We start from the raw sequence: 20,934 nt of genomic DNA on the forward strand, positions 1-20,934 counted from the left end.
CTCGACTGCATCTGCTGCGCGCAGGCATGAAAAAGCCGAGCATGGGCTCGGCTCTACAGGAGGGCCTGGCTGGCGCGTCAGTCCTCGACGCGCAGCACCGCGCCCGGCTTCAGCACGCTGCTGCCACTCAGGCCGTTCAGTGACAGCAGCGCCTTCACCGGCATGCCATAGCGACGGGCGATGGTCCATGCCGACTCGCCATCGCGCACGGTGTGGCGGCGGCTGCGCGGGCGATCGGCAATCGCGGCGACGGTCTTGGCCGCCTGCGGCGTCGGTGTGGTCGTGGCAGCCGGTGCGGTGCTGGCCACCAGCGTGGTCGCGGTTTCCGTCACCGTCGCATTGGCGGCCGAGACCGGGGCCAGCACCCGGGTGGTTCCCGAGGCACGGTTGCCGGCGGCCAGGGCCGGGTTGAGGCGGGCGATCCTGGCAGGGTCCAGGGCGCGTTGTGCGGCCCACTGCTGGATGCTGGTGCCGGCCGGCAGGGTGTGGTCCTTCAGCACCGGCACGGTGCGGTCCAGCGAGGCCATCACGCCGGGCTGGTCTTCCACGTCCTCCAGCACGCAGGCCAGGGCATGCAGCTTCTCGACATAGGCATGGGTGACCGGTGACAGGCCGGGCAGCGCCGATGGCTTGGCGTTCTGCGCGTTCATGCCGGCCTTGCGCATGGACTGCAGGACCCGGTACTCGCCGGCGTTGTAGGCCATGGTGGCCAGGCGCCAGTCGCCGCCGAACATGCCGTGCAGGGTCTTCAGGTAACGTACCGCGGCCTGGGTGGAATCGACCGCCGACAGGCGGCCGTCGTAGCCGTTGGACATGGGCACCCGATGGTTGCGCGCGGTGGTGGCGATGAACTGCCACAGGCCCGTCGGACCGCTGCCATTGCGGGCATTGGGCCGATAGCCACTTTCCACGAACGGAATCAGTGCGAATTCGGTGGGCAGGTTGGCCTTGCGCAGCTCTTCGACCACGTAGCCGAACAGCACCAGCGCATCGTCATCCTGGTTGGCCAGGCGTGAGGGAGCATGGGCGAACTGCTTCTGCCAGCGCGGGCTGGTGGCCTCGGCATCGCAGCTGGGCTCGGCCAGGCCGTCGCGGAAGCTTGTGAAGATCTCCTGGCCGTTGCGTACCGAAGCGGCCGGCAGCGCCGATGGATCCAGCGGCAGCGCAGCGGCAGCGGTCAGGTTCTGGCTGATGCCTGCGCCCAGCGACTGCGCGCCCGCGGTTCCTGCCAGCCCCAGCGCAAGGCCCAGGGCCAGCGGCAGACTTCGGCGCATCATGCGCGGAAGCCGTCTTTCCAGTGCCGGAGACCGGCCATCACGTCGACGTCGTCCACGACGTCACGGCCCAGGTGCGCCGCCACCGACGCACGGATCGGCGCCGCGTGCACACGCAGGAAGGGATTGCAGTCGAATTCGCTGGCCAGGGTTACCGGCAGGGTGGAACGGTCATCGCGGCGCATGGCCAAAGCCTCCTCTTGGCGCTGCCACAGGGCAGCGTTGGCGGGGTCGACATGCCGCGCGAAGACGGCATTTGACACGGTGTACTCATGAGCGCAACAAAGCAGCAGTTGCGCGGGCAGGGCACCCAGCTTGCGCATCGACGCCAGCAGCTGGGACGGCGTACCTTCGAACAGGCGTCCACAGCCCAGGCTGAACAACGAATCTCCGCTGAAAAGATGTTCAGCAGTGTGAAACGCGATGTGGCTGCGGGTATGTCCGGGCACGGATAGTACGTGGAACGTCCGGCCCAGTGCCTGAACGCGTTCACCTTCACCGACGCGGTGGGTCGCAGTGGGAATGCGCTCCTCGACCGGCGCGATCACCCGGACGCCGGGAAAACGCGCCTGCAGCGCGGGCACGCCACCGATGTGGTCATCGTGATGATGGGTGAGCAGGATCGTGTCCACGCGCAGGCCCTGATCGGCCACCGCAAGCACCGGCGCGGCATCGCCGGGATCGATGACCACGGCGGCGCCATCGTCGTCGATCAACGTCCAGATGTAGTTGTCCGCAAATGCGGGCAGGGCAGTCAGTCGCATAGAATTGGACCATGCCCGCGCTGCAGAGCACCCGTCAAGCGAGCCAGACCCCGTGGTTCGACAGTGAACCGGCGGAATCCCTGCGCGTGCTGGAGCGGCAATTACTGCTGCCGCAGCTGTCAGTGCTGCCGGCACAACCCTGGTTGTGGATCGCGCCAAGCGCGTGCTGGCTTGATGATGCGCAGCTCGGCGGGCGTGGCCTGCGCCTGTTCCGGCAGGGGCAGGGCTATGCCGGTGATACCCGCTGCGCACTGCCGCTGCCGCTGGCCAACGAGAGTGTCAACGCGATCGTGCTGCAGCATGTGACCACCGGCGATGCCGACCAGCTGCTGGATGAGTGCGAGCGCGTGCTGATGCCGGGCGGCCACCTGTGGCTGAGCAGCCTCAACCCGTTCAGCCCCTACCGTACACATTGGCGCCAGCACGGACTGGTGGTGCGCACGCCGCAGCGGATTCGCCTGCTGCTCGGCCGCCACGGGCTGGAGTGCGACGATATGCGTTACATCGGCCCCCTCTGGCGCGGTGCCGGCAGCCGTCGCCCGGGCGGGTGGGCGCCACTGCGCGCGGCCTGCCTGTTCCATGCTGAAAAGCGCACGCTGGCCCTGCCCGGGCCGACACCGCTGCCGGTGCGCTGGCACGGCACCGTAGCCACCTGATTCTGGAGTTGTATTGAAAACCATCGAAATCCACACCGACGGTTCCTGCCTTGGCAATCCCGGCCCCGGCGGCTGGGCTGCACTGCTGCGCTACAAGGGCCATGAGCGTGAACTGAGCGGCGGCGAAGCGCACACCACCAACAACCGGATGGAGCTGATGGCCGCCATTTCCGGGTTGGAGACGCTGACCGAGCCGTGCAACATCGTGCTCTACACCGATTCGCAGTACGTGCGGCAGGGGCTGACCCAGTGGATGCCGGGCTGGATCCGCAAGAACTGGAAGACCGCCGGCGGTGAGCCGGTGAAGAACCGCGAGCTGTGGGAGCGCCTGCATGCGGCCACGCTGCGGCACCAGATCGACTGGCGCTGGGTGAAGGGCCACTCCGGCGATCCGGACAATGAGCGGGTGGATACCCTGGCCCGCAACGCGGCCATCCAGATCCGCGACGCCAGCCCGGTAAACTGAGCCCATGCGTCAGATCATCCTCGATACCGAAACCACCGGCCTGGAGTGGAAGAAGGGCAACCGCATCGTCGAAATCGGCTGCGTGGAGCTGTTCAAGCGCCGCCCGACCGGCAACAACTACCACCAGTACATCAAGCCGGACTGCGAGTTCGAACAGGGCGCGCAGGAAGTCACCGGCCTGACCCTGGAGTTTCTGGCTGACAAGCCGGACTTCGCGCAGATCGCCGATGAATTCCTTGCCTTCATCGATGGCGCCGAGCTGATCATCCACAACGCGGCGTTCGACCTGGGCTTCCTCGACAACGAACTGTCGTTGCTGGGCCCGCAGTACGGGAAGATCACCGATCGCTGCACGGTGATCGATACCCTGGTGATGGCGCGCGAGCGCTTCCCGGGCCAGCGCAATTCGCTGGATGCGCTGTGCAAGCGGCTGGGCGTGGACAATTCGCACCGTGCGCTGCATGGCGGCCTGCTCGATGCGCAGATCCTGGGTGACGTCTACATCGCGCTGACGTCGGGGCAGGAAGAGATCGGATTCGGCCTGGGGGATGACGATGGCGGTGGCGCCGGTGCGGCGCTGCAGGCCTTCGATACCAGCAAGCTGCTGCCGCGCCCGCGCGTAGTGGCCACGCCGTCGGAGCTGGAAGCGCATGCCGCGCGGCTGGAGCGGTTGCGCAAGAAGGCCGGCCACGCGCTGTGGGATGGCCCGAAGGTGGAAGAACCCGTCAGCGCGTAATACATCGAGGTAGTGCCGGCCGCTGGCCGGCATCTACGTGATACGGGGTTTCCCGGTGAGCCGGCCAGCGGCCGGCATTACCGCATCCACGCGTGGCGTGGATCTACCGGTCAATGGCAGCGCACCAGGATCACGCTGATGTTGTCGCGGCCACCGCCGTCGAGTGCGGCTGCGACCAGCGTGTCCACGCATTCCTGCGCGCTGGCATCTTCGTAGGCGAGGGTGCGGGCGATACTGCGGTCGTCCACCTCCTCGGTCAGGCCGTCACTGCACAGCAGCAGCTGCATTCCCGGGCGCAGTTCACCGCTGGTGGTGGCCACGTTCAGGTGTGCCGGATCGGTTACGCCCAGCGCCTGGGTAACCACGTTGCGATGCGGATGCGCACGCGCCTGTTCGGCGGTCAGGTTTCCCTGCGCGACCAGTTCCTGCACCACGCTGTGGTCCTGGCTGAGCTGTGCCAGCTGTCCATCGCGCCACAGGTAGGCGCGGCTGTCGCCGACCCAGGCCACTTCATAGCGGTTGCCCTGCACGCGCGCGGCGACCACGGTGGTGCCCATCGGCAGGCTGTCATTGCGACGGCGTGAGGTGCGGATGATCTCTTCGTCGGCGGTGCGGATGGCCTGGGCCAATGGCGCGCCACGGCGTATCTCGCGCACGATGGTTTCGCGTGCCAGCGCGCTGGCCACTTCACCGCAGGCGTGCCCGCCCATGCCATCGGCCACCAGCCACAGGGCCAGCTCGCTGTCACCGTAGTAGGTGTCCTCGTTGAGCTCGCGGCGCATGCCGGGGTGGGTGAGGTGTCCGAATTCGATCATGGGGGCTGGGGCAGGGTGTTGCTGGGGAGACAGGCATCATCGGGTGGCCGCACGCATCCGGCAAGGCATGCGCCCAGGAAATTTCCACTTCATGGGCCGGAATGACTTGTCGTCGGCCTCACTTCCTCGTATGATGCGCGTCCCCGGTCCGCCGGGGACCACCCGGAGAGGTGGCAGAGTGGTTGAATGTACCTGACTCGAAATCAGGCAGGCGTTTATAGCGCCTCGGGGGTTCGAATCCCCCCCTCTCCGCCAGATAAAGAAAAAGGGCTGCCGAAAGGCAGCCCTTTTTCTTTATCTGGCGCGGGACGCGACGCGCTCTGCGCGTCGCCCCAAACGTTGCTGCGCAACGTATGGGCCCCTCCCTTTGCCGGCCTCTCCCCGCCCCTGTCGGGGCAGCCCCTCAACAGAGGGGCTTGGTCCTCCAGATGCATCACGGGAGATCCGCGCGGTGCGTGGATGCGCGGCGGGCATCCCGCCGTAGTGACCCTGTACTGATCTGGCGCGGGACGCGACGCGCTCTGCGCGTCGCCCCACACGTCGCTGCGCAACGCGTGCGCCCCTCCCTTTGCCGGCCTCTCCCCGCCCCTGTCGGGGCAGCCCCTCAACAGAGGGGCTGGTTCCTCCAGATGGATCACGGGAGATCCGCGCGGTGCGTGGATGCTGTTCCTGCTGGCAGGCTCATCCACGCATGGCGTGGATCTACCCGGGATATCCGTGCGGACGCTGCGGGTTAACATGTACGCATCACCTGCTGGAGCTTTTCCCGATGACCGCTGAAATCCTCGTCCCCGTTTCCTTCGGCGAGCTGCTGGACAAGATCTCGATCCTGCAGATCAAGTCCGAACGCATCAGCGACGAGGGCAAGCTGGCCAATGTGCGCAAGGAGCTGTCGGCGCTGGAGCAGACCTGGATGGCACACCCGGCCGCGGTGAAGGACATCGCCAAGCTGCGTGCCGAGCTGAAGGCGGTCAACGAGCAGCTGTGGGACATCGAGGACGACATCCGCCTGAAGGAGAAGGTGCAGGCGTTCGACCAGGGCTTCATCGACCTGGCGCGCAGTGTCTACCTGCGCAACGACGAGCGCGCGCGCATCAAGAAGGCGATCAACCTGGCGCTGGGCTCGGCGTATGTGGAAGAGAAGTCCTACCAGGATTACGCGCAGCGCACGTAAACCCGGGCAGGTTGCCGATCACCCCAGGTGGTCGGCGACGTAGCGTTCGAACGCAGCGATACCGTCTTCCACGGTGATCAGTTCCATCACATCGTCGAATTCGATCTTGGTGCCCCACTTCAGGTCCGTCGCCTGCTTGGCCAGGTACTTGCGCGCGGCATCATCGTAGCGGTCCACGCAGTAGCGGCGGTCCGAGTACGGGCCACTGCGGTCCGGATTGCTGGCTGCATGCAGGCCCAGCACTTTGGCGCCCATCGCGTTGGCGATGTGCATCGGGCCCGAGTCCGGGGTCATCACCAGATTGGCGCGGGCCAGCAGGGCAGGCAGCTGCTTCAACGTGTCCTTGCCGACCAGGTCCAGTGCCGGCGTCTGCAGCTGCGCCTGGATCGCATCGGCCATGTGGCGCTCCAGTTCGCTGCGGCCACCGCACAGCACCACCCGCCAACCGCGCTGTGCGGCGTGGTTGGCCACCGCTGCATAGCGGTCCGCATACCAGTTGCGCCGCACGTGGCTGGAGCAGGGCGAGATCATCAGCACCGGGCGGCCATCGTCCTGCCACTGCGCGGCGGCCCACTCGAAAGCGGAGGGCGGCACGGCCAGATCCCAGCTGACTTCGGTCTGGCGCAGGCCCAGCGGTTCGCAGAAGCTGCCGATGGCATCCAGTACATGGATGCCGGGGCGGTCAGGAATGCGCTCGTTGATGAAGAGCCCGTGCAGGTCCTTGGAGCGGCTGCGGTCGTAGCCGATGCGGCGTTCGGCCGGAATGAAGGCTGACAGCAGGTTGGCGCGGAATGCGACCTGCATCTGCAGAAGCGCCTCGAAGCGCCCCGGTGGCAGTTGCCTGCGCAGTTCCTTGACCCCAGCCATGCCGCTCTTCTTGTCGTAGGCATGGAAGGTGACACCGGGCAGGCCGTCAAGCAGCTTGTGGCCAACCTTGTCGATGATCCAGTGGATCGGCGTGTCCGGGCGCGCAGCCTGCAGGGTGCGCACCAGGGGCACCACGTGGGTGACGTCGCCGAGTGCGGACAGGCGCAGGAGGCACAAGGAGGAGGACGCTGATGCCATGTGTTGTTAGACTCAATGAAATGGTCGCATTCGACGCCAATGAAGCGCTGACGCCATGCCGCGAGGGTCGCGGCATCGGGGCCATTCTGTTCGACCGCGAGCGGCTGCGGCAAGCCGACATCGGCCTGTTCTCGCCCCAGCACTGGGGCAGCAGGGCCCGGCCGGTGGGCGAGGGCGGCCGCGGCAGCGCCTGGTTCGTCGATGCGCCGTTCGGGGCCAGCGTGCTGCGGCACTACCTGCGGGGCGGCCTGGCCGCGAAGCTCAGCCACGACCAGTACCTGTGGCGCGGTTCGGACCGGACCCGCAGCTTCGCCGAATTCCGGCTGATGCGCGCGCTGCGCGAGAAGAAGCTGCCGGTGCCACGGCCGATCGCCGCGTTCTACATGCGCGAGGGCCTGCGCTACCGGGCCGCGATCCTGATGGAGCGGATCGAGGGCGTGCGCTCGCTGGCCGACCGCGCCCTGGTCGCCGGCCGGGGCGCGCCCTGGGAGGAGACGGGGCGGCTGATCGCCCGCTTCCATCGTGCCGGCCTGGACCATGCCGACCTCAACGCGCACAACATCCTGTTCGATGGCAACGGCCATGGCTGGCTGATCGACTTCGACCGTGGGGTGATCCGCATTCCGGCCACCGCCTGGCGCGAACGCAACCTCAAGCGCCTGCTGCGCTCGCTGATCAAGTTGCGCGGCGAGCGCAGCGTGGAAGATGTGCAGAAGGACTACGCGCGGCTGCGCCGTGCCTATGACATGGCCTGGAACCGGGGCACCTGATGGATTGGTCGTTGCGTTTCCTGGGCGTCGGCAATGCGTCGGCGGTCGAGCTGGGGTCGCCGATGTCGGTGATCGAGCGGGATGGGCGTCCGTGGCTGACCATTGATTGTGGTGGTGAAGGGCTGACCGCGTTCAAGGCGCACTACGGCCACATGCCGCAGGCGTTGTTCGTGACCCATGTGCACCTTGACCACGTGGCAGGCTTCGAACGGCTGTTCGTGGACACCTTCTTCAATGCGCAGCGGCGCGGCAAGGTGCGCCTGTATGTGCCGGCCACGGTGGTGCCGCTGCTGCACCAGCGCATCGGTGACTATCCGAACGTGCTGGCCGAGGGCGGTGCGAACTTCTGGGATGCCTTCCAGCTGATCGTGGTGGGCGATGCGTTCTGGCACGAGGGAGTGCGCCTGGAGGTGTTCCCAGTGCGCCACCACTGGCCGGAGACGGCCTATGGCCTGCGCCTGCAGGGCGCGCTGACCTGGAGCGGCGATACCCGGCCGATTCCGGAGATGCTGGCCCGCTTCGCCAATGACAACGAGCTGATCGCCCACGACTGCGGCCTGCACGGCAATCCGTCGCACACCGGCGTGGACGATCTGGAGCGTGAGTACAGCGCCGAGCTGCGGGCGCGGATGATGCTCTACCACTATGCCAGCGTGGCCGATGGCCAGGCGCTGGCGGCGCGGGGGCACCGTGTTGCGCAGCCGGGGCAGTGCGTGCCCCTGGCCAGCCCGACCGCGCCGCACGTACTGGCGCAGGATCCGGCGTGATCGACGTGGGCCAGCCTGCGGACGCAGCGTTGGCCGCCGAACTGGAGGCGCTGGAACGCGCGCTGCATGCGCCGCAGGTGCGGGGTGACCGCCAGGCCCTTTCGGCCCTGCTGGACGAGGATCTCAGCGAGATCGGCAGTTCCGGACAATGCTACGGTCGTGATGCCGCGTTGCTGGAGATCCCGTTGGAGCGCGCGCAGGTGCTGATTGAATCGGAACAGTACGCCGTGTGGTTGCTGGCCCGGGGCCTGGCCCAGGTGCGCTACCGCAGCCGCCATCACGTCGATGGCCAGGCGCAACGCTGGGTGCTGCGCAGTTCGCTGTGGCGTCGGCATGCGCAGGGGTGGCGCGTGGTGTTCCATCAGGGAACGCCGCAGGCCCGGTAGCGGTGGGCCATGCCCGGCGAGGGGCGCCAATCAAGATTGGCGGCTACCAGGGCCGTGGGGCGCCCGAAAAGGCGATGGCCCCGCCGGCTGACCTCGGCGCCCGCGTCGATCGATACCGTTGCTGCCTTCCGGCCCTGGCGGGATTTTCGACCTAGCGTCGCGAGGGGCCGACGGGGCCACCATAGAGACGTTGGCCGCCCAAGGGGCGGCCGGTGTTCACCGATCAGGGGAAGCAGCGCGCGACGCGCCGGAGACCACAGCCGGACTGCACATCGGCTGACCGATGGCAGACGGCAACTATAGCGCAGGCAGGTACATCGACGCCAGCTTCGTGCACTGAATCGGCTGTAACCCGCGTCTGCTGGCAAGGGCCCGGCGCGACCGGCGTTGCTACAATGCCGGCCAGGAGGAACGGCCTCCCCCACATCGGGAACCACTGACCAGGACGGCCTGGCCCTACCAAGAGGAGGGCTGTCATGGCCTGGATCTATCTGTTGTTCGCCGGCCTGCTGGAAATCGTCTGGGCCGTGTCCATGAAGCAGTCCGAAGACTTCACCAGGCTCACCCCCACCGTGGTCACGATCATCGGCATGATCGCCAGCTTCTGGCTGCTTGCAGTAGCCATGCGCAGCCTGCCGCTGGGCACTGCCTACACAATCTGGACCGGCATCGGCGCGGTTGGTGCATTCGTGGTCGGCATCGTGTTCCTGGGCGAGCAGGTCAGCCCGATGCGGATCGGTGCAGCGGTGCTGATCGTTTCCGGCCTGGTGCTGATGAAACTCTCGAGCAGCTGAATGATTTACTTAAGGCGGGGAAAGGAATCTCCGCTTTCGGCAGGTATATGCATTTTCGGCAAGACCATTTTGTCCGCCCGTTTTATTTGACGTACGTCATGAAAATAACGAGCGTGATTCACATGCCGCTGGCACCGACGGTCGCACAGTGCCGCCATTCGTCGGGCGAAACCGGGGAGTTTTCGCCTTGAGGGACACGCTGTCGTACCTGTCAACGGGTGCGACCGCGTGAAGATGTGAAGATTTTCAGGAGTTAATGCCCTCGAACCTTGTTCCCGCATCGGGAGCCGGGGTGGGCCGCATTGTCTCCAAAAAACCTGCCAGCTGTGCCATCCGGTCTTTTCATGGAGATTTACCGATGAACCGCATTTACCGTCTGGTTTTCAATCGTGCCCTTGGGGTAATGCAGGTTGCTTCGGAGATCGCCCGCAATCCCGGCGGAAGCGCGGCCAGCGCAGGGCGGGTGCCGCGATTGCGGGCGCACCAGCTGGCGGCGGCTTTGGCCGCCACACTGGCCAGCGGACCGGCATTCGCAGCGTGCACGGGCACCACAACCGTAAACTGCGACAGCAGCACCAACATCAACAACTACTCCAACGCGACCAACGGCCTCACGCTGAACATCGACGCGGGTGCATTGCTGCGTACGCCGCCGATCGTAGGTGGCGGCAACGCAGCAACGCTGACCGGCGACAACGTGACGGTCAACAACAATGGCACGATCGATCCGAGCTCGATCATCCTCGCCTCGCCCGGCCTGGTCATCGGCAATGCTTCTGCCAACAACAGCGCGATCGTCGTCAACAACAATGCCAGCGGGCAGATCAAGGGTGTCGTCAACATCGCAACGCTGCTGGGCTTCGGTGGACAGGCGCTGGTGGCACAGAATGTCAACGGCACCACCACCATCAACAACGCCGGCCTGATCAGCACGTCGTTGATCGGCGCAGGCAGCGTTTCCGACGCGACTACCGTGGTGACGTACGGTGGTGCGGCAGCCAATGTGACCAACACCGGCACCATCGACGGGCGTGTCGGTCTGGGCGCTTCTGGCGGTAATACGTTCCTCAATGCGGGGGCGGTCAGTGGCAGCGTTCACCTGGGTGATTCAACCGGCGGCAACACCTTCACCGCAGTGTCGGGTTCCAGCGTTGTGAGCGGCGGCGGCAGCGCTCTTGCAGGCGTGATTACCGGTGTCACCGGGGTGAAGGTTGCGGCTGCGGGATCGGTCGACGCCGGCACCGGCAGTGGTGCGGCCAACAACACGCTGGTGTTGCAGAACGTCGTCAGCGGTCCGGGGGCCGGCACCGGCGGAGCGGTGACCACGCTGGGCTGGAACCAGTACCTCAATTTCCAGAAGCTCACCGTCAACAGCGGCACCTGGAACCTGCAGGGTGCGTGGGCGGGTGCAGGTGCGACCACGCTCAATGATGGCTTGGTCAATTTCAACAATGCCGGTTCCTTCGGCACAGGGCTGTTCACCGCCAACGGCGGTGCCATCGCATCCTCCACGGCCGGTCTGAATCTGGCCAACGCTTTCAGCCTCGGTGGCAATCTATCCCTGGCCGGGACCAATGCGTTCGGCTTGAATGGCGTGCTTTCAGGTGCTGGCGGACTGACGGTCAACAACACCGGCATCGTTACTCTCGGCGGCGCAAACCTGTTCTCCGGTGGCGTCAACCTCAATGCCGGCGGCCTGCTGCTGGGCAATGCCGGTGCACTCGGCAGCGGCAATCTGACCGTCGGTGGCAGCGCCTCGCTGGACACGACGGCGGGCTTCAACCTGGGCAACAACCTGGTGGTCAATGGCGGGGGCTCGCTGAACCTGCTGGGCAGCAATGCGCTGACATTGAGTGGCTCGATTTCCGGTGCCGGCAACGTGACCAAGAACGGTGCGGGCACGCTGACCCTGAACGGTGCCAATTCGCTGAGCGGCAGCTTCAATCTGGCCGGCGGCGCGTTGGCCTTGGGCGCGGGCGGTAGCCTGTCGCCCACCGGCGCGATCACGCTGGGCGTCGGCACCAGCCTGGATCTTTCGGCGGCCGCCAACCAGACCATCGGTTCGCTGGCGGGCCTCGGCGGTTCGGTCAACCTAGGCAGCCACACGCTCACCCTCGCGGGGCTGGGCGATACCAGCTACAGCGGCACGTTCGCCGCAGGCACGGGTGGCCTGGTCAAGCTGGGCACCGGCGTGCAGACCTTGTCGGGCGTGAACAACCTCAGTGGCGGCGTGGCACTCAACGGCGGCGGCCTGCTGCTGGGCAATGCTGCTGCGGTGGGCAGCGGTGCGCTCAGTGTCGGCGGCGACGTGACGCTCGATGGAACCACGGGGGCGCTTGCACTGGGCAACGCGGTCAACCTCGGTTCGGGTGCCAGCCTCAATCTGCTCGGCAACCAGGCGTTGACGTTCAACGGCGTGATCGGTGGCACCGGCAGCCTGGTCAAGAGTGGTGCGACCACGCTGACGCTCAACGGTGCAAATACCTTTGGTGGTGGGCTGGCGCTCAATGCCGGTGGCTTGGTCCTGGGCAATGCCGGCGCGCTCGGAACCGGCGCGCTGAATGTCGGCGGTCCGACAACGCTCGATGCCAGCGCGGCGCTGAGCGTGGGCAACGGCATCAACCTCGGCGCAGGTGGCCTGCTGAATGTACTGGGCAGCAATGCATTGACGCTGGGCGGCGCCATCGGTGGCACCGGCAGCCTGGTCAAGAACGGTGCGGCCACGCTTACGCTGGGTGGCGCAAATACCTTCATCGGCGGCCTGGCGATCAATGCCGGCAAGGTTGCGGTGGGCAGCGGCGGAAGCCTGGCCGCCGGCGGTGCGGTCAGCCTGACCGGCGTTGGCGCGGACCTGGACATCTCGCTCGGCGGCAACCAGACCATCGGCGCGCTGTCCGGTATTGCCGGCAGCACGGTGACGCTGGGCAGCAGCACGCTCACCTTCGGTGATGCCACCAACCAGACCTTCGCCGGCGTGATCGGCGGCACCGGTGGGCTGATCAAGCAGGGTACCGGCGTGCAGACGCTGACTGGTGCCAATACCTTCAGCGGTGGGGTGAATCTTGCGGCCGGTGGGCTGGTGCTGGGCAACGCCGGTGCGCTGGGAAGCGGCGCGCTGACGGTCAGTGGCAACGGGTCGCTGGACGCCACGGCAGCGTTGAACCTGGGCAGTGCGATCAACCTCGGCGCGGCCCTGACCCTGCCGGGTAGCCAGAACCTGGCCCTGGCCGGCAACATCACGGGCACCGGCAGCCTGGTCAAGAACGGCGCCTCGACACTGACCTTGAACGGAACCAACACCTTCAGCGGTGGACTGAACGCAAACGCGGGCAGCCTGCTGCTGGGCAACAGCGGCGCGCTCGGTACGGGGACACTGGGCATCGGTGGCAACGTCTCGCTCGACGGCAGTGCGCCGCTGAACCTGAGCAACAACGTGGCACTGGGTGCAGGCGCCGCGTTGTCGCTGCCGGGTTCGCAGGCGATCACGCTGGGTGGGGTGGTGTCCGGTGCGGGCAGGCTGGTGAAGAACGGTGCCACCACCTTGACCCTCAATGGCGCCAACAGCTTCGGTGGGGGGCTGACCGTCAACGGCGGCGGCCTGCTGCTGGGCAATGCCGGCGCGCTGGGCGCCGGTGCATTGTCGGTGGGGGCCGATACCACGCTGGACAGTTCGGTGGCCCTGAATCTCGCCAACGACGTCAACCTCGGTGCAGGCGCGGTGCTGGATCTGCTGGGCAGCCAGGACGTGTCGCTGGGCGGTGTCATCAGCGGCACTGGCGGCCTGGTCAAGAACGGTGCGGCGACACTGGCGTTGAACGGAGCCAACACCTTCAGCGGGGGTGTTGGCCTCAACGCGGGCCTGCTGCAGCTGGGCAATGCGCAGGCATTGGGTACCGGCCAGCTGGACGTGGGCGGCAACGCTTCGCTGGATGCAGCATCGGCGCTCACCGTGACCAACAACATAGGCCTCGCCGCCGGCGCCAACCTCACGGTGCTGGGCAGCAATGACCTGACGCTCGCCGGCCCGGTATTCGGTGTTGGCGGGCTGATCAAGGACGGTACGGCGCGGCTGACGTTGTCTGGCGCCAATACCTACAACGGTGGCACGACCATCAACGCAGGCACGCTGGCGCTGGGAGCGGGCGGCGGTCTTGCCGCAACCGGTGCAGTGGATCTTGCGGGCGCCGGTGCGGCACTGGACATCTCCGCAGCGGGTGCAGCGCAGACCATCGGCGCACTGAACGGCGTGGCAGGCAGCCAGCTGCTGCTTGGCGCGCAGTCACTCACCTTCGGCGGTGCCGCCGATGGCAGTTTTGCCGGCGTGATCGACGGTACCGGTGGCCTGATCAAGACCGGTACGGGCGTGCAGACGCTGTCCGGCGCCAACACGTTCAGCGGTGGCCTTGCGCTCAACGCGGGCGGCCTGATTCTCGGCGACGCCAGTGCGCTCGGCACGGGTCCGCTGGGCATCGGTGGCACCACCACGCTGGACAGTACCGTGGCGCTGAACCTGGCCAACGCGGTGAACTTTGGTGCCGGTACGCAACTGACGCTGGGCGGCACCAATGATGTCACCCTCGGCGGCGTGGTGGCTGGCAACGGCAGCCTGGTCAAGAACGGTACGGGTCTGCTGACGCTCAACAACACCAACACGTTCGATGGCGGCCTGACCTTGAACGGCGGCAGCCTGGTGGTGGGCGCCAACGGGGCGCTGGGTTCCGGCACGCTGGCGGTGAACAACAGTGCTTCGCTGGATGCCGGCACCGCGGTGACGCTGGGCAACGCGGTGAACCTTGGCTCGGGCGTGGCGCTGACCGTAGCGGGCAGCAATGCGCTGACCCTGGGCGGCATCGTGTCCGGCAATGGCAGCCTGATCAAGAACGGCACCGCCACGCTGACACTGGACGACGCCAACACTTACAGCGGTGGCACCACCATCAACGCCGGCACGCTGGCGCTGGGCGTGGGGGGCAGTCTGGCTGCCGCTGGCGACCTCACGCTCGGTAATGCCGGCGCGGGCTTCGATATCTCCGGCGCGACCGGCAACCAGACCATCGGTGCGCTCAACGGCGTGCTCGGAACCACACTGGCGCTGGGGGGCAATTCGCTGACATTCGGCACCGCGACCAACGGGGCCTTCGATGGCGTGATCGGTGGTGGTGGCGGGCTGGTGAAGGTCGGCGCCGGGGTGCAGACCCTGTCCGGTGCCAATACCTTCGGCGGCGGCGTCTCGCTCGATGCCGGCGGCCTGGTGCTCGGCAATGATGCCGCGCTGGGTACCGGCGTGCTCACCGTCGGTGGGGCGACCACGCTGGATACCACCGCGCTGGCGACGCTGGCCAACAACGTGGTGCTCAACGCCGGGCTGACGGTGCTGGGCACCAGCGCGCTCACCCTCAACGGTGTGCTCTCCGGTGCCGGCAGCCTGACCAAGAACGGCACTGCGATGCTGACCTTGAACGGCGCCAACACCTACACCGGCGGTACCAACGTCAACGCCGGCACGCTGGCACTCGGCGCCGGGGCCAGCCTGGCCGCAAGCGGCACCGTCAATCTCGCCACCGGCGCCACGCTGGACCTGTCGGCCGGCAACGGCACGCAGGTGTTCGGCACGCTGGTTGGCAACGGCACGGTCAACCTGGGCGCCAACAACATCGAAGTGGGCAGCGCCGCCAACGGCACCTTCAGCGGTTCGATCGCCGGCACCGGTAGCCTGACCAAGGTCGGTAGCGGTATCGAGACACTGACCGGCACCAATACCTACACCGGCGGCACCACCATCAACGCCGGCACGCTGGCGATCGGTCTCGGCGGCAGTCTGTCCTCGTCCGGAGCGGTGAACGTCGCCGCCGCCGGCGCGGGCTTCGACATTTCGGGTTCCGGTGCCAACCAGACGATTGGTTCACTGTCTGGCGTGACCGGCTCCCTGGTCAGCCTCGGCGCCAACTCGCTGATCCTCGGCGGCGCCGACAGCAGCACCTTCGACGGTTCGATTTCCGGCACCGGTGCGCTGGTCAAGAACGGCGTGGGTATCCTCACCCTGGGCGGCGCCAACCTGTTCAGTGGTGGTCTGGCCTTGAACGGTGGCGGCCTGGTGGTCGGCAACAACAGCGCGCTGGGTACGGGGGCGCTGGACGTGGGGGCCGACGCGACGCTGGACAGCAGCCTGGCAGTCACCCTCGGCAACGTCATCAACCTCTCTGCCGGCAACAACCTCACCCTGCTCGGCAGCAATGGGCTGACCCTGGACGGCATCATCAGCGGTGCCGGTGGTCTGGTGAAGGACGGCGCAGCCACGGTGACCCTGACCGGTGCCAACACCTATTCCGGCGGCACCACCATCAACAACGGCACGCTGGCCATCGGTGCCGGAGGCAGCCTGGCGTCCACCGGCGCGGTGAATCTGGCCGGTGCCGGCACGCTGGACATCTCCGGCGGTGGCAGCCAGAGCATTGGTTCGCTGGCCGGCGTGGCCGGCAGCACAGTGGCGCTGGGCGGCAACACGCTGACCCTCGGCGGCGTCGCCGACAGCACCTACAACGGCGTGATCAGCGGCAGTGGCGGCCTGATCAAGAACGGCGCCGGCGTGCAGACGCTGAATGGTGCCAATGCCTTCAGCGGTGGCGTCACGCTCAACGCCGGTGGCCTGGTGGTCGGCAACAATTCCGCGCTTGGCACGGGTACGGTGACCGTGGGTGGCAATGCCTCGCTCGATTCCAACAGTGCGATCACGCTGGGCAACAACTTCGTTCTCAATGCCGGCCTGACCGTGCTGGGCAGCAACGATCTGACACTCAACGGCAATCTCAGCGGCACCGGGTTCCTCACCAAGGAGGGCCTGGCGACACTAACCTTGAACGGCACCAACACCTATTCCGGTGGCACCAACATCAACGCCGGTACGCTGGCGCTGGGCGCGGGCGCGAGCCTGCTTGCCAGTGGCACCGTCAACCTGGCCACCGGCGCGACCTTCGATCTGTCGGCCGGTGCGGGTACGCAGGTGTTCGGCACGCTGATCGGCAACGGTACGGTGAATCTGGGCGCGAACACGCTGACCATCGGCGATGCCAGCAACGGCACGTTCGGTGGTTCGATTGCCGGCACCGGCGGCCTGATCAAGGAAGGCACCGGCACCGAAACCCTGACCGGTACCAACACCTTCACTGGCGGCACCACCATCAATGCCGGCACGCTGGCGATCGGTGCCGGCGGCAGCCTGGCGGCGACCGGTGCGGTCACCCTCGCCAATGCGGGTACCGCGTTCGATATCTCCGCAGGCGGCAACCAGAGCATCGGCTCGCTGGCGGGCGTGGCGGGTTCGAGTGTGGCGCTGGGTGGCAACACGCTGACTCTCGGCGGCGTCGGCAACACCACGTTCGACGGCACCATCGGCGGCACGGGAGCGCTGATCAAGGACGGCGCTGGCGTGCAGACGCTGGGCGGTGCGAACACCTTCAGCGGCGGCGTCACCCTCAATGCCGGCGGGCTGGTGGTCGGCAACAATGCCGCGCTCGGTACGGGTGCGTTGAACGTGGCCGGGAACGGTTCGCTGGATGCCAACGCGGCGGTGACCCTGGCCAACAACGTTGCACTCGGCGCCGGTGCCACGCTTGATGTGCTGGGCAACAACGACCTGACGCTGGCCGGTGCGGTCTCCGGTGCAGGCGGCCTGACCAAGGACGGTGCGGCCACGCTGACCCTGGCCGGCGCCAGCAGCTACACCGGCACCACCACCATCAACAGCGGCACGCTGGCGGTGGGCGCGGGCGGCAGCCTGTCCGACGCCAGCACGGTGAACCTGGCCGGCACCGGTACGCTGGACATCAGTGCCGGTGGCAACCAGAGCATCGGTGGCCTGGCCGGTGTTACCGGCAGTACGGTGGCGCTGGGCGGTGCAACGCTGACCACCGGCGGCAACAACGCCAGCACCACGTTCGCCGGCGTGATCGGCGGCACCGGTGGCCTGGTGCAGAGTGGTACCGGCACGCTGACCCTGAGTGGTGACAACACCTACACCGGTGGCACCACCATCAACGGTGGCAGCACGCTGCAGATCGGCAACGGTGGCAGCACCGGCTCGGTGCTGGGCGACATCACCAACGACGGCAGCCTGGTCTACAACCTCGGCACCACGGCAACCGTGGGCGGTGTGGTCAGCGGCAGTGGCAGCCTGACCCAGGCCGGCAGCGGTACGCTGGTGCTGACCGGCAACAACACCTACACAGGCGGTACCACCATCAATGCCGGTGGCACATTGCAGGTGGGCAACGGCGGTGCAACCGGCGCGATCGTCGGTGACATCACCAACAACGGTGCGCTGGTATCCAACGTGGCCGGCAACACCACGCTGGGCGGCACCATCAGCGGCGCCGGTGGCCTGACCCAGGCCGGCAGCGGCACGCTGACTCTGACCGGCAACAACACCTATACCGGCGGCACCACCATCAATGCCGGTGGCACGCTGCAGGTGGGCAATGGCGGTGCGACCGGCGCGATCACCGGCAACGTTGCCAACAACGGCAGCCTGGTGTTCAACGTCGGTGGCAACACCACAGTCGATGGCGCGATCAGTGGCAGTGGCACGCTGATCCAGGCCGGCGCTGGCGTGTTGACCCTGGTTGGCAACAACACCTACACCGGCGGCACCACCATCAATGCCGGTGGCACGCTGCAGGTCGGCAACGGCGGGGCAACCGGCTCCATCGCTGGCGACATCACCAACGATGGCGCGTTGATCTCCAACGTGGGCGGCAACACCGCGCTGGGCGGCACCATCAGCGGCAGCGGCGGCCTGACCCAGGCCGGCAGCGGGACGTTGCTGCTGACCGGTACCAACACCTATACCGGCGGTACCACCATCAACGCCGGCGGTACGCTGCAGCTGGGCAACGGCGGTGCGACGGGCTCGATCGTCGGCGACGTCACCAACAATGGCACGCTGCTCTCCAATGTGGCGGGCAATACCACGCTGAATGGCACCATCAGTGGCAGTGGCGGCCTGACCCAGGCCGGCAGCGGCACGCTGACCCTGAACGGCAACAACACCTATACCGGCCAGACCACCATCAATGCCGGTGGCACCCTGCAGGTCGGCAATGGCGGTGCGACCGGTGCCATCGGCGGCAGCGTCGTCAACAACGGCAGCCTGGTGTTCAACGTGGGTGGCAACACCACCGTCGGCGGTGCCATCAGCGGCAGCGGCGGCCTGACCCAGGCCGGCACCGGCACCGTGGTCCTGACCGGTAACAACACCTATACCGGCGGCACCACCATCAACACCGGCGGCACGCTGCAGGTCGGCAACGGTGGCGCGAGCGGTGCGATCACCGGCAACGTTGCCAACAACGGCAGCCTGGTGTTCAACGTCGGCGGCAACACCACGGTGGGCGGCACCATCAGCGGCAACGGTGGCCTGACCCAGGCCGGCACCGGCACCGTGGTCCTGACCGGCAACAACACCTACACCGGCGGCACCACCATCAATGCCGGCGGCACCGTGCAGGTCGGCAATGGCGGCGCCAGCGGCTCGATCACCGGCAATATCACCAACAATGGTGGCCTGGTCATCAACACCGGCGGCACCACCACGCTGGGCGGCGCCATCAGCGGTGGTGGCAGCATCGTGCAGGCAGGCCCGGGCGGCCTGAACCTGGGCGGCAACAGCGGCGGCTTCAGCGGCACCGGCCAGGTCACCGGCGGTGGCCTGAATGTCACCGGCAACATCGGTGGCCAGTGGACCATCGGCAGCGGTACCACGCTGTCCGGTACCGGGACCATCGGTGGCACGGGTGGCGGCGTGACGGTGTCCAGCGGCGGCGTGCTGTCGCCGGGCAATGGTCCAGGCAACAGCGGCGGTGCGGGCAATGGCGCCGGCACCATTACGGTGGGCGGCAATCTGACCCTGTCGCCGGGCAGCACGCTGGGCATCGACCTGGGTGCCACCGGCAGCGACACGGTGCAGGTGGGCGGTAGTGCAAACGTGGGTGGCAGCACGGTGCGGGTGAACACCATTTCGCCGAGCACCAGCTACCAGCAGGGCCAGCAGTACACGGTGGTCAATGCAGGTGGTGGCCTGAGCGGGCAGTTCGCTTCGGCAACCTCGCCGTCGGCCTTCCTGACGATTACGCCGGTCTATACCGCCAACACCGCCAACCTGCAGATAGACGTGGCGCAGACCGCAGCATTCACCACCGCAGCGACGACGCGCAACCAGTACAACACTGCCGCAGCGCTGGACAGCCTGCCGCAGAGCGGCCCGGCGCTGGGCCTGTACAACACCCTGCTGATGTATGACGCGGGCACTGCGCGCGCGGCGTTCGACCAGCTTTCGGGTGAAGTGCATGCGGCCAGCCGCGCGGTGCTGCTGTACGACAACTACCTGGAGGAGGGTATCCGCCAGCGCCTGGGCAGTGAGCTGCCGACCGTGCGTGGTGAGCGGGCCTCGGCCTGGCTGGCCGGGAGTGGCAAGGTGTTCCGCCAGGACGGTGACGGCAACGGCGATGACATCCGCTCCAACCGCAATGCGCTGATGGCGGGCGTGGACTGGCAGCTGGGCGAGCACGTGGTGCTGGGTGCGGCCGCAGGCAACGAGCGGCTGGATACGCGCCTGTACGATCGCAGTTCGCGGGCCCGCCTGCGTGGCCACACGTTCGGCCTGTATGCACAGGGCCAGTGGAACAACGGTTTCGCGGTCGGTGGCAGCGTATCGCGCGGCGACTACCGCACGCGCACCACGCGTGAGGTGCCGCTGCTGGGCCAGACCCTGTACAGCCGCCAGGACTCGGATGTGACCATCGCGCAGGTGGAGGGCAGCTGGACCTGGTCCCATGGCAGGACCCAGCTGCAGCCGTACGTGCAGTTCACCAAGCACTGGGTCGACAGCGATCGCGCAGTGGAGCAGGGCGGCACTGCTGCGCTGGCGCTGGAAGGCGGCAAGGACACGCTCAATGTCAGCACCGTGGGCGTGCGTGGGCGCTGGGACGTGGGCAGCGGCGAGCGCTTCCCGGCACAGCTGACGGTCGGCCTCGGCTGGCAGCACGCCTCGGGTGACACCGATGTGGCCAGCCGCAATCGCTTCGCGGTGGGCGGCAATGCCTTCGATGTCTACAGTGCGGTGATGGCGCGCAATGCGCTGGTCAGCCAGCTGGGCGTGGCGGTCGGCCTCGGCCGCAACAGCCAGCTGTCGATGTTCGTGCAGGGCCAGCATGGCGATGGCCGCCGCGACGTGGGTGGGCAGATCAACCTTCGCGTGGGCTTCTGAGGGAAGT

At 67.1% G+C, this 20,934-nt stretch carries 13 protein-coding genes, 1 tRNA gene and 1 other RNA gene; 10 read left to right on the forward strand and 5 right to left on the reverse strand.

All coding sequences use genetic code 11. The features are described 5' to 3' along the window. Positions 1-77: 77 nt before the first annotated feature. Together ROV95_RS07435 and gloB are read right to left on the reverse strand one after the other, a co-directional pair. Complete coding sequence (locus tag ROV95_RS07435; protein WP_019659524.1) at positions 78-1,277, reverse strand: lytic transglycosylase domain-containing protein; 1,200 nt, start codon at positions 1,275-1,277, stop codon at positions 78-80. Then, positions 1,274-2,038 carry a hydroxyacylglutathione hydrolase gene (gene gloB / locus ROV95_RS07440; RefSeq protein WP_021204521.1) on the reverse strand — a complete coding sequence of 255 codons (765 nt, stop codon included), beginning with the start codon at positions 2,036-2,038 and terminating at the stop codon, positions 1,274-1,276. Before gloB ends, ROV95_RS07435 begins: the two co-directional genes overlap by 4 nt. A gap of 11 nt (positions 2,039-2,049) precedes the next feature. Between gloB and ROV95_RS07445 the strand changes: the two genes are divergently transcribed. Genes ROV95_RS07445 through dnaQ form a run of 3 tightly spaced genes read left to right on the forward strand, consistent with a single transcriptional unit; the run spans position 2,050 to position 3,896 of the window. Then, the gene (locus ROV95_RS07445) at positions 2,050-2,694 is read left to right on the forward strand and encodes a hypothetical protein (RefSeq protein WP_019659522.1); all 645 of its coding nucleotides are present in this window, start codon (positions 2,050-2,052) and stop codon (positions 2,692-2,694) included. 13 nt (positions 2,695-2,707) lie between these two features. Further along, a complete protein-coding gene (rnhA, locus tag ROV95_RS07450; RefSeq protein ID WP_019659521.1) occupies positions 2,708-3,160 on the forward strand; it encodes a ribonuclease HI in 453 nt (150 codons plus the stop codon). A gap of 4 nt (positions 3,161-3,164) precedes the next feature. Beyond that, the gene (dnaQ, locus tag ROV95_RS07455; RefSeq protein ID WP_019659520.1) at positions 3,165-3,896 is read left to right on the forward strand and encodes a DNA polymerase III subunit epsilon; all 732 of its coding nucleotides are present in this window, start codon (positions 3,165-3,167) and stop codon (positions 3,894-3,896) included. Between the two features lie 110 nt (positions 3,897-4,006). Here dnaQ and ROV95_RS07460 read toward each other — a convergent pair whose 3' ends face one another. Beyond that, positions 4,007-4,711, reverse strand: coding sequence for a PP2C family serine/threonine-protein phosphatase (locus tag ROV95_RS07460; protein ID WP_019659519.1), 705 nt, complete (start codon positions 4,709-4,711; stop codon positions 4,007-4,009). A gap of 164 nt (positions 4,712-4,875) precedes the next feature. Here ROV95_RS07460 and ROV95_RS07465 point away from each other — a divergent pair. Both ROV95_RS07465 and ROV95_RS07470 read left to right on the forward strand, forming a co-directional pair. Further along, positions 4,876-4,966: transfer RNA gene (locus ROV95_RS07465), tRNA-Ser, on the forward strand. A 514-nt stretch (positions 4,967-5,480) separates the two neighbouring features. Then, positions 5,481-5,885 carry a DUF6165 family protein gene (locus ROV95_RS07470; RefSeq protein WP_019659518.1) on the forward strand — a complete coding sequence of 135 codons (405 nt, stop codon included), beginning with the start codon at positions 5,481-5,483 and terminating at the stop codon, positions 5,883-5,885. Positions 5,886-5,903: 18 nt separating this feature from the next. Here ROV95_RS07470 and ROV95_RS07475 read toward each other — a convergent pair whose 3' ends face one another. Further along, complete coding sequence (locus ROV95_RS07475; RefSeq protein WP_111097840.1) at positions 5,904-6,950, reverse strand: glycosyltransferase family 9 protein; 1,047 nt, start codon at positions 6,948-6,950, stop codon at positions 5,904-5,906. Between the two features lie 20 nt (positions 6,951-6,970). Here ROV95_RS07475 and ROV95_RS07480 point away from each other — a divergent pair, with 20 nt between their 5' ends. The 3 genes from ROV95_RS07480 to ROV95_RS07490 are packed head-to-tail and all read left to right on the forward strand — an operon-like array spanning position 6,971 to position 8,873. Next, positions 6,971-7,720, forward strand: a complete 750-nt coding sequence (locus ROV95_RS07480) for a 3-deoxy-D-manno-octulosonic acid kinase (protein WP_021204519.1) — start codon at positions 6,971-6,973, stop codon at positions 7,718-7,720. Next, positions 7,720-8,487: an MBL fold metallo-hydrolase gene (locus ROV95_RS07485; protein WP_134730203.1), complete on the forward strand. Its 768-nt coding sequence runs from the start codon at positions 7,720-7,722 to the stop codon at positions 8,485-8,487. The genes ROV95_RS07480 and ROV95_RS07485 overlap by 1 nt, the downstream gene beginning before the upstream one ends. Then, positions 8,484-8,873 carry a DUF4440 domain-containing protein gene (locus tag ROV95_RS07490; protein ID WP_312543756.1) on the forward strand — a complete coding sequence of 130 codons (390 nt, stop codon included), beginning with the start codon at positions 8,484-8,486 and terminating at the stop codon, positions 8,871-8,873. Before ROV95_RS07485 ends, ROV95_RS07490 begins: the two co-directional genes overlap by 4 nt. 77 nt (positions 8,874-8,950) lie before the next feature. On the opposite strand, the gene ffs is transcribed toward ROV95_RS07490, so the two are convergent. Continuing rightward, an RNA gene (gene ffs, locus ROV95_RS07495) (signal recognition particle sRNA small type) lies at positions 8,951-9,047 on the reverse strand. Positions 9,048-9,349: 302 nt separating this feature from the next. On the opposite strand from ffs, the gene sugE reads away from it, so the two are divergent. Together sugE and ROV95_RS07505 are read left to right on the forward strand one after the other, a co-directional pair. After that, positions 9,350-9,667 (forward strand): quaternary ammonium compound efflux SMR transporter SugE, encoded by a 318-nt coding sequence (gene sugE / locus ROV95_RS07500; protein ID WP_312543758.1) that lies wholly within the window; start codon positions 9,350-9,352, stop codon positions 9,665-9,667. 358 nt (positions 9,668-10,025) lie between these two features. Then, entirely contained in the window at positions 10,026-20,927 is a 10,902-nt protein-coding gene (locus ROV95_RS07505; RefSeq protein ID WP_312543761.1) for an autotransporter-associated beta strand repeat-containing protein, read from the forward strand. Positions 20,928-20,934 lie beyond the last annotated feature (7 nt).

Source organism: Stenotrophomonas maltophilia group sp. msm1, from assembly GCF_032025805.1.
Lineage (GTDB): Bacteria > Pseudomonadota > Gammaproteobacteria > Xanthomonadales > Xanthomonadaceae > Stenotrophomonas > Stenotrophomonas hibiscicola.

Excerpts from the sequence above, each read along its gene's own strand:
- ROV95_RS07505 (WP_312543761.1), top strand. The coding sequence starts at position 10,026 with ATGAACCGCATTTACCGTCTGGTTTTCAATCGTGCCCTTGGGGTAATG.
- ROV95_RS07470 (WP_019659518.1), top strand. The coding sequence starts at position 5,481 with ATGACCGCTGAAATCCTCGTCCCCGTTTCCTTCGGCGAGCTGCTGGAC.
- ROV95_RS07460 (WP_019659519.1), bottom strand. The coding sequence starts at position 4,711 with ATGATCGAATTCGGACACCTCACCCACCCCGGCATGCGCCGCGAGCTC.
- gloB (WP_021204521.1), bottom strand. The coding sequence starts at position 2,038 with ATGCGACTGACTGCCCTGCCCGCATTTGCGGACAACTACATCTGGACG.
- ROV95_RS07480 (WP_021204519.1), top strand. The coding sequence starts at position 6,971 with ATGGTCGCATTCGACGCCAATGAAGCGCTGACGCCATGCCGCGAGGGT.
- ROV95_RS07485 (WP_134730203.1), top strand. The coding sequence starts at position 7,720 with ATGGATTGGTCGTTGCGTTTCCTGGGCGTCGGCAATGCGTCGGCGGTC.
- sugE (WP_312543758.1), top strand. The coding sequence starts at position 9,350 with ATGGCCTGGATCTATCTGTTGTTCGCCGGCCTGCTGGAAATCGTCTGG.
- ROV95_RS07445 (WP_019659522.1), top strand. The coding sequence starts at position 2,050 with ATGCCCGCGCTGCAGAGCACCCGTCAAGCGAGCCAGACCCCGTGGTTC.
- ROV95_RS07475 (WP_111097840.1), bottom strand. The coding sequence starts at position 6,950 with ATGGCATCAGCGTCCTCCTCCTTGTGCCTCCTGCGCCTGTCCGCACTC.
- ROV95_RS07435 (WP_019659524.1), bottom strand. The coding sequence starts at position 1,277 with ATGATGCGCCGAAGTCTGCCGCTGGCCCTGGGCCTTGCGCTGGGGCTG.
- dnaQ (WP_019659520.1), top strand. The coding sequence starts at position 3,165 with ATGCGTCAGATCATCCTCGATACCGAAACCACCGGCCTGGAGTGGAAG.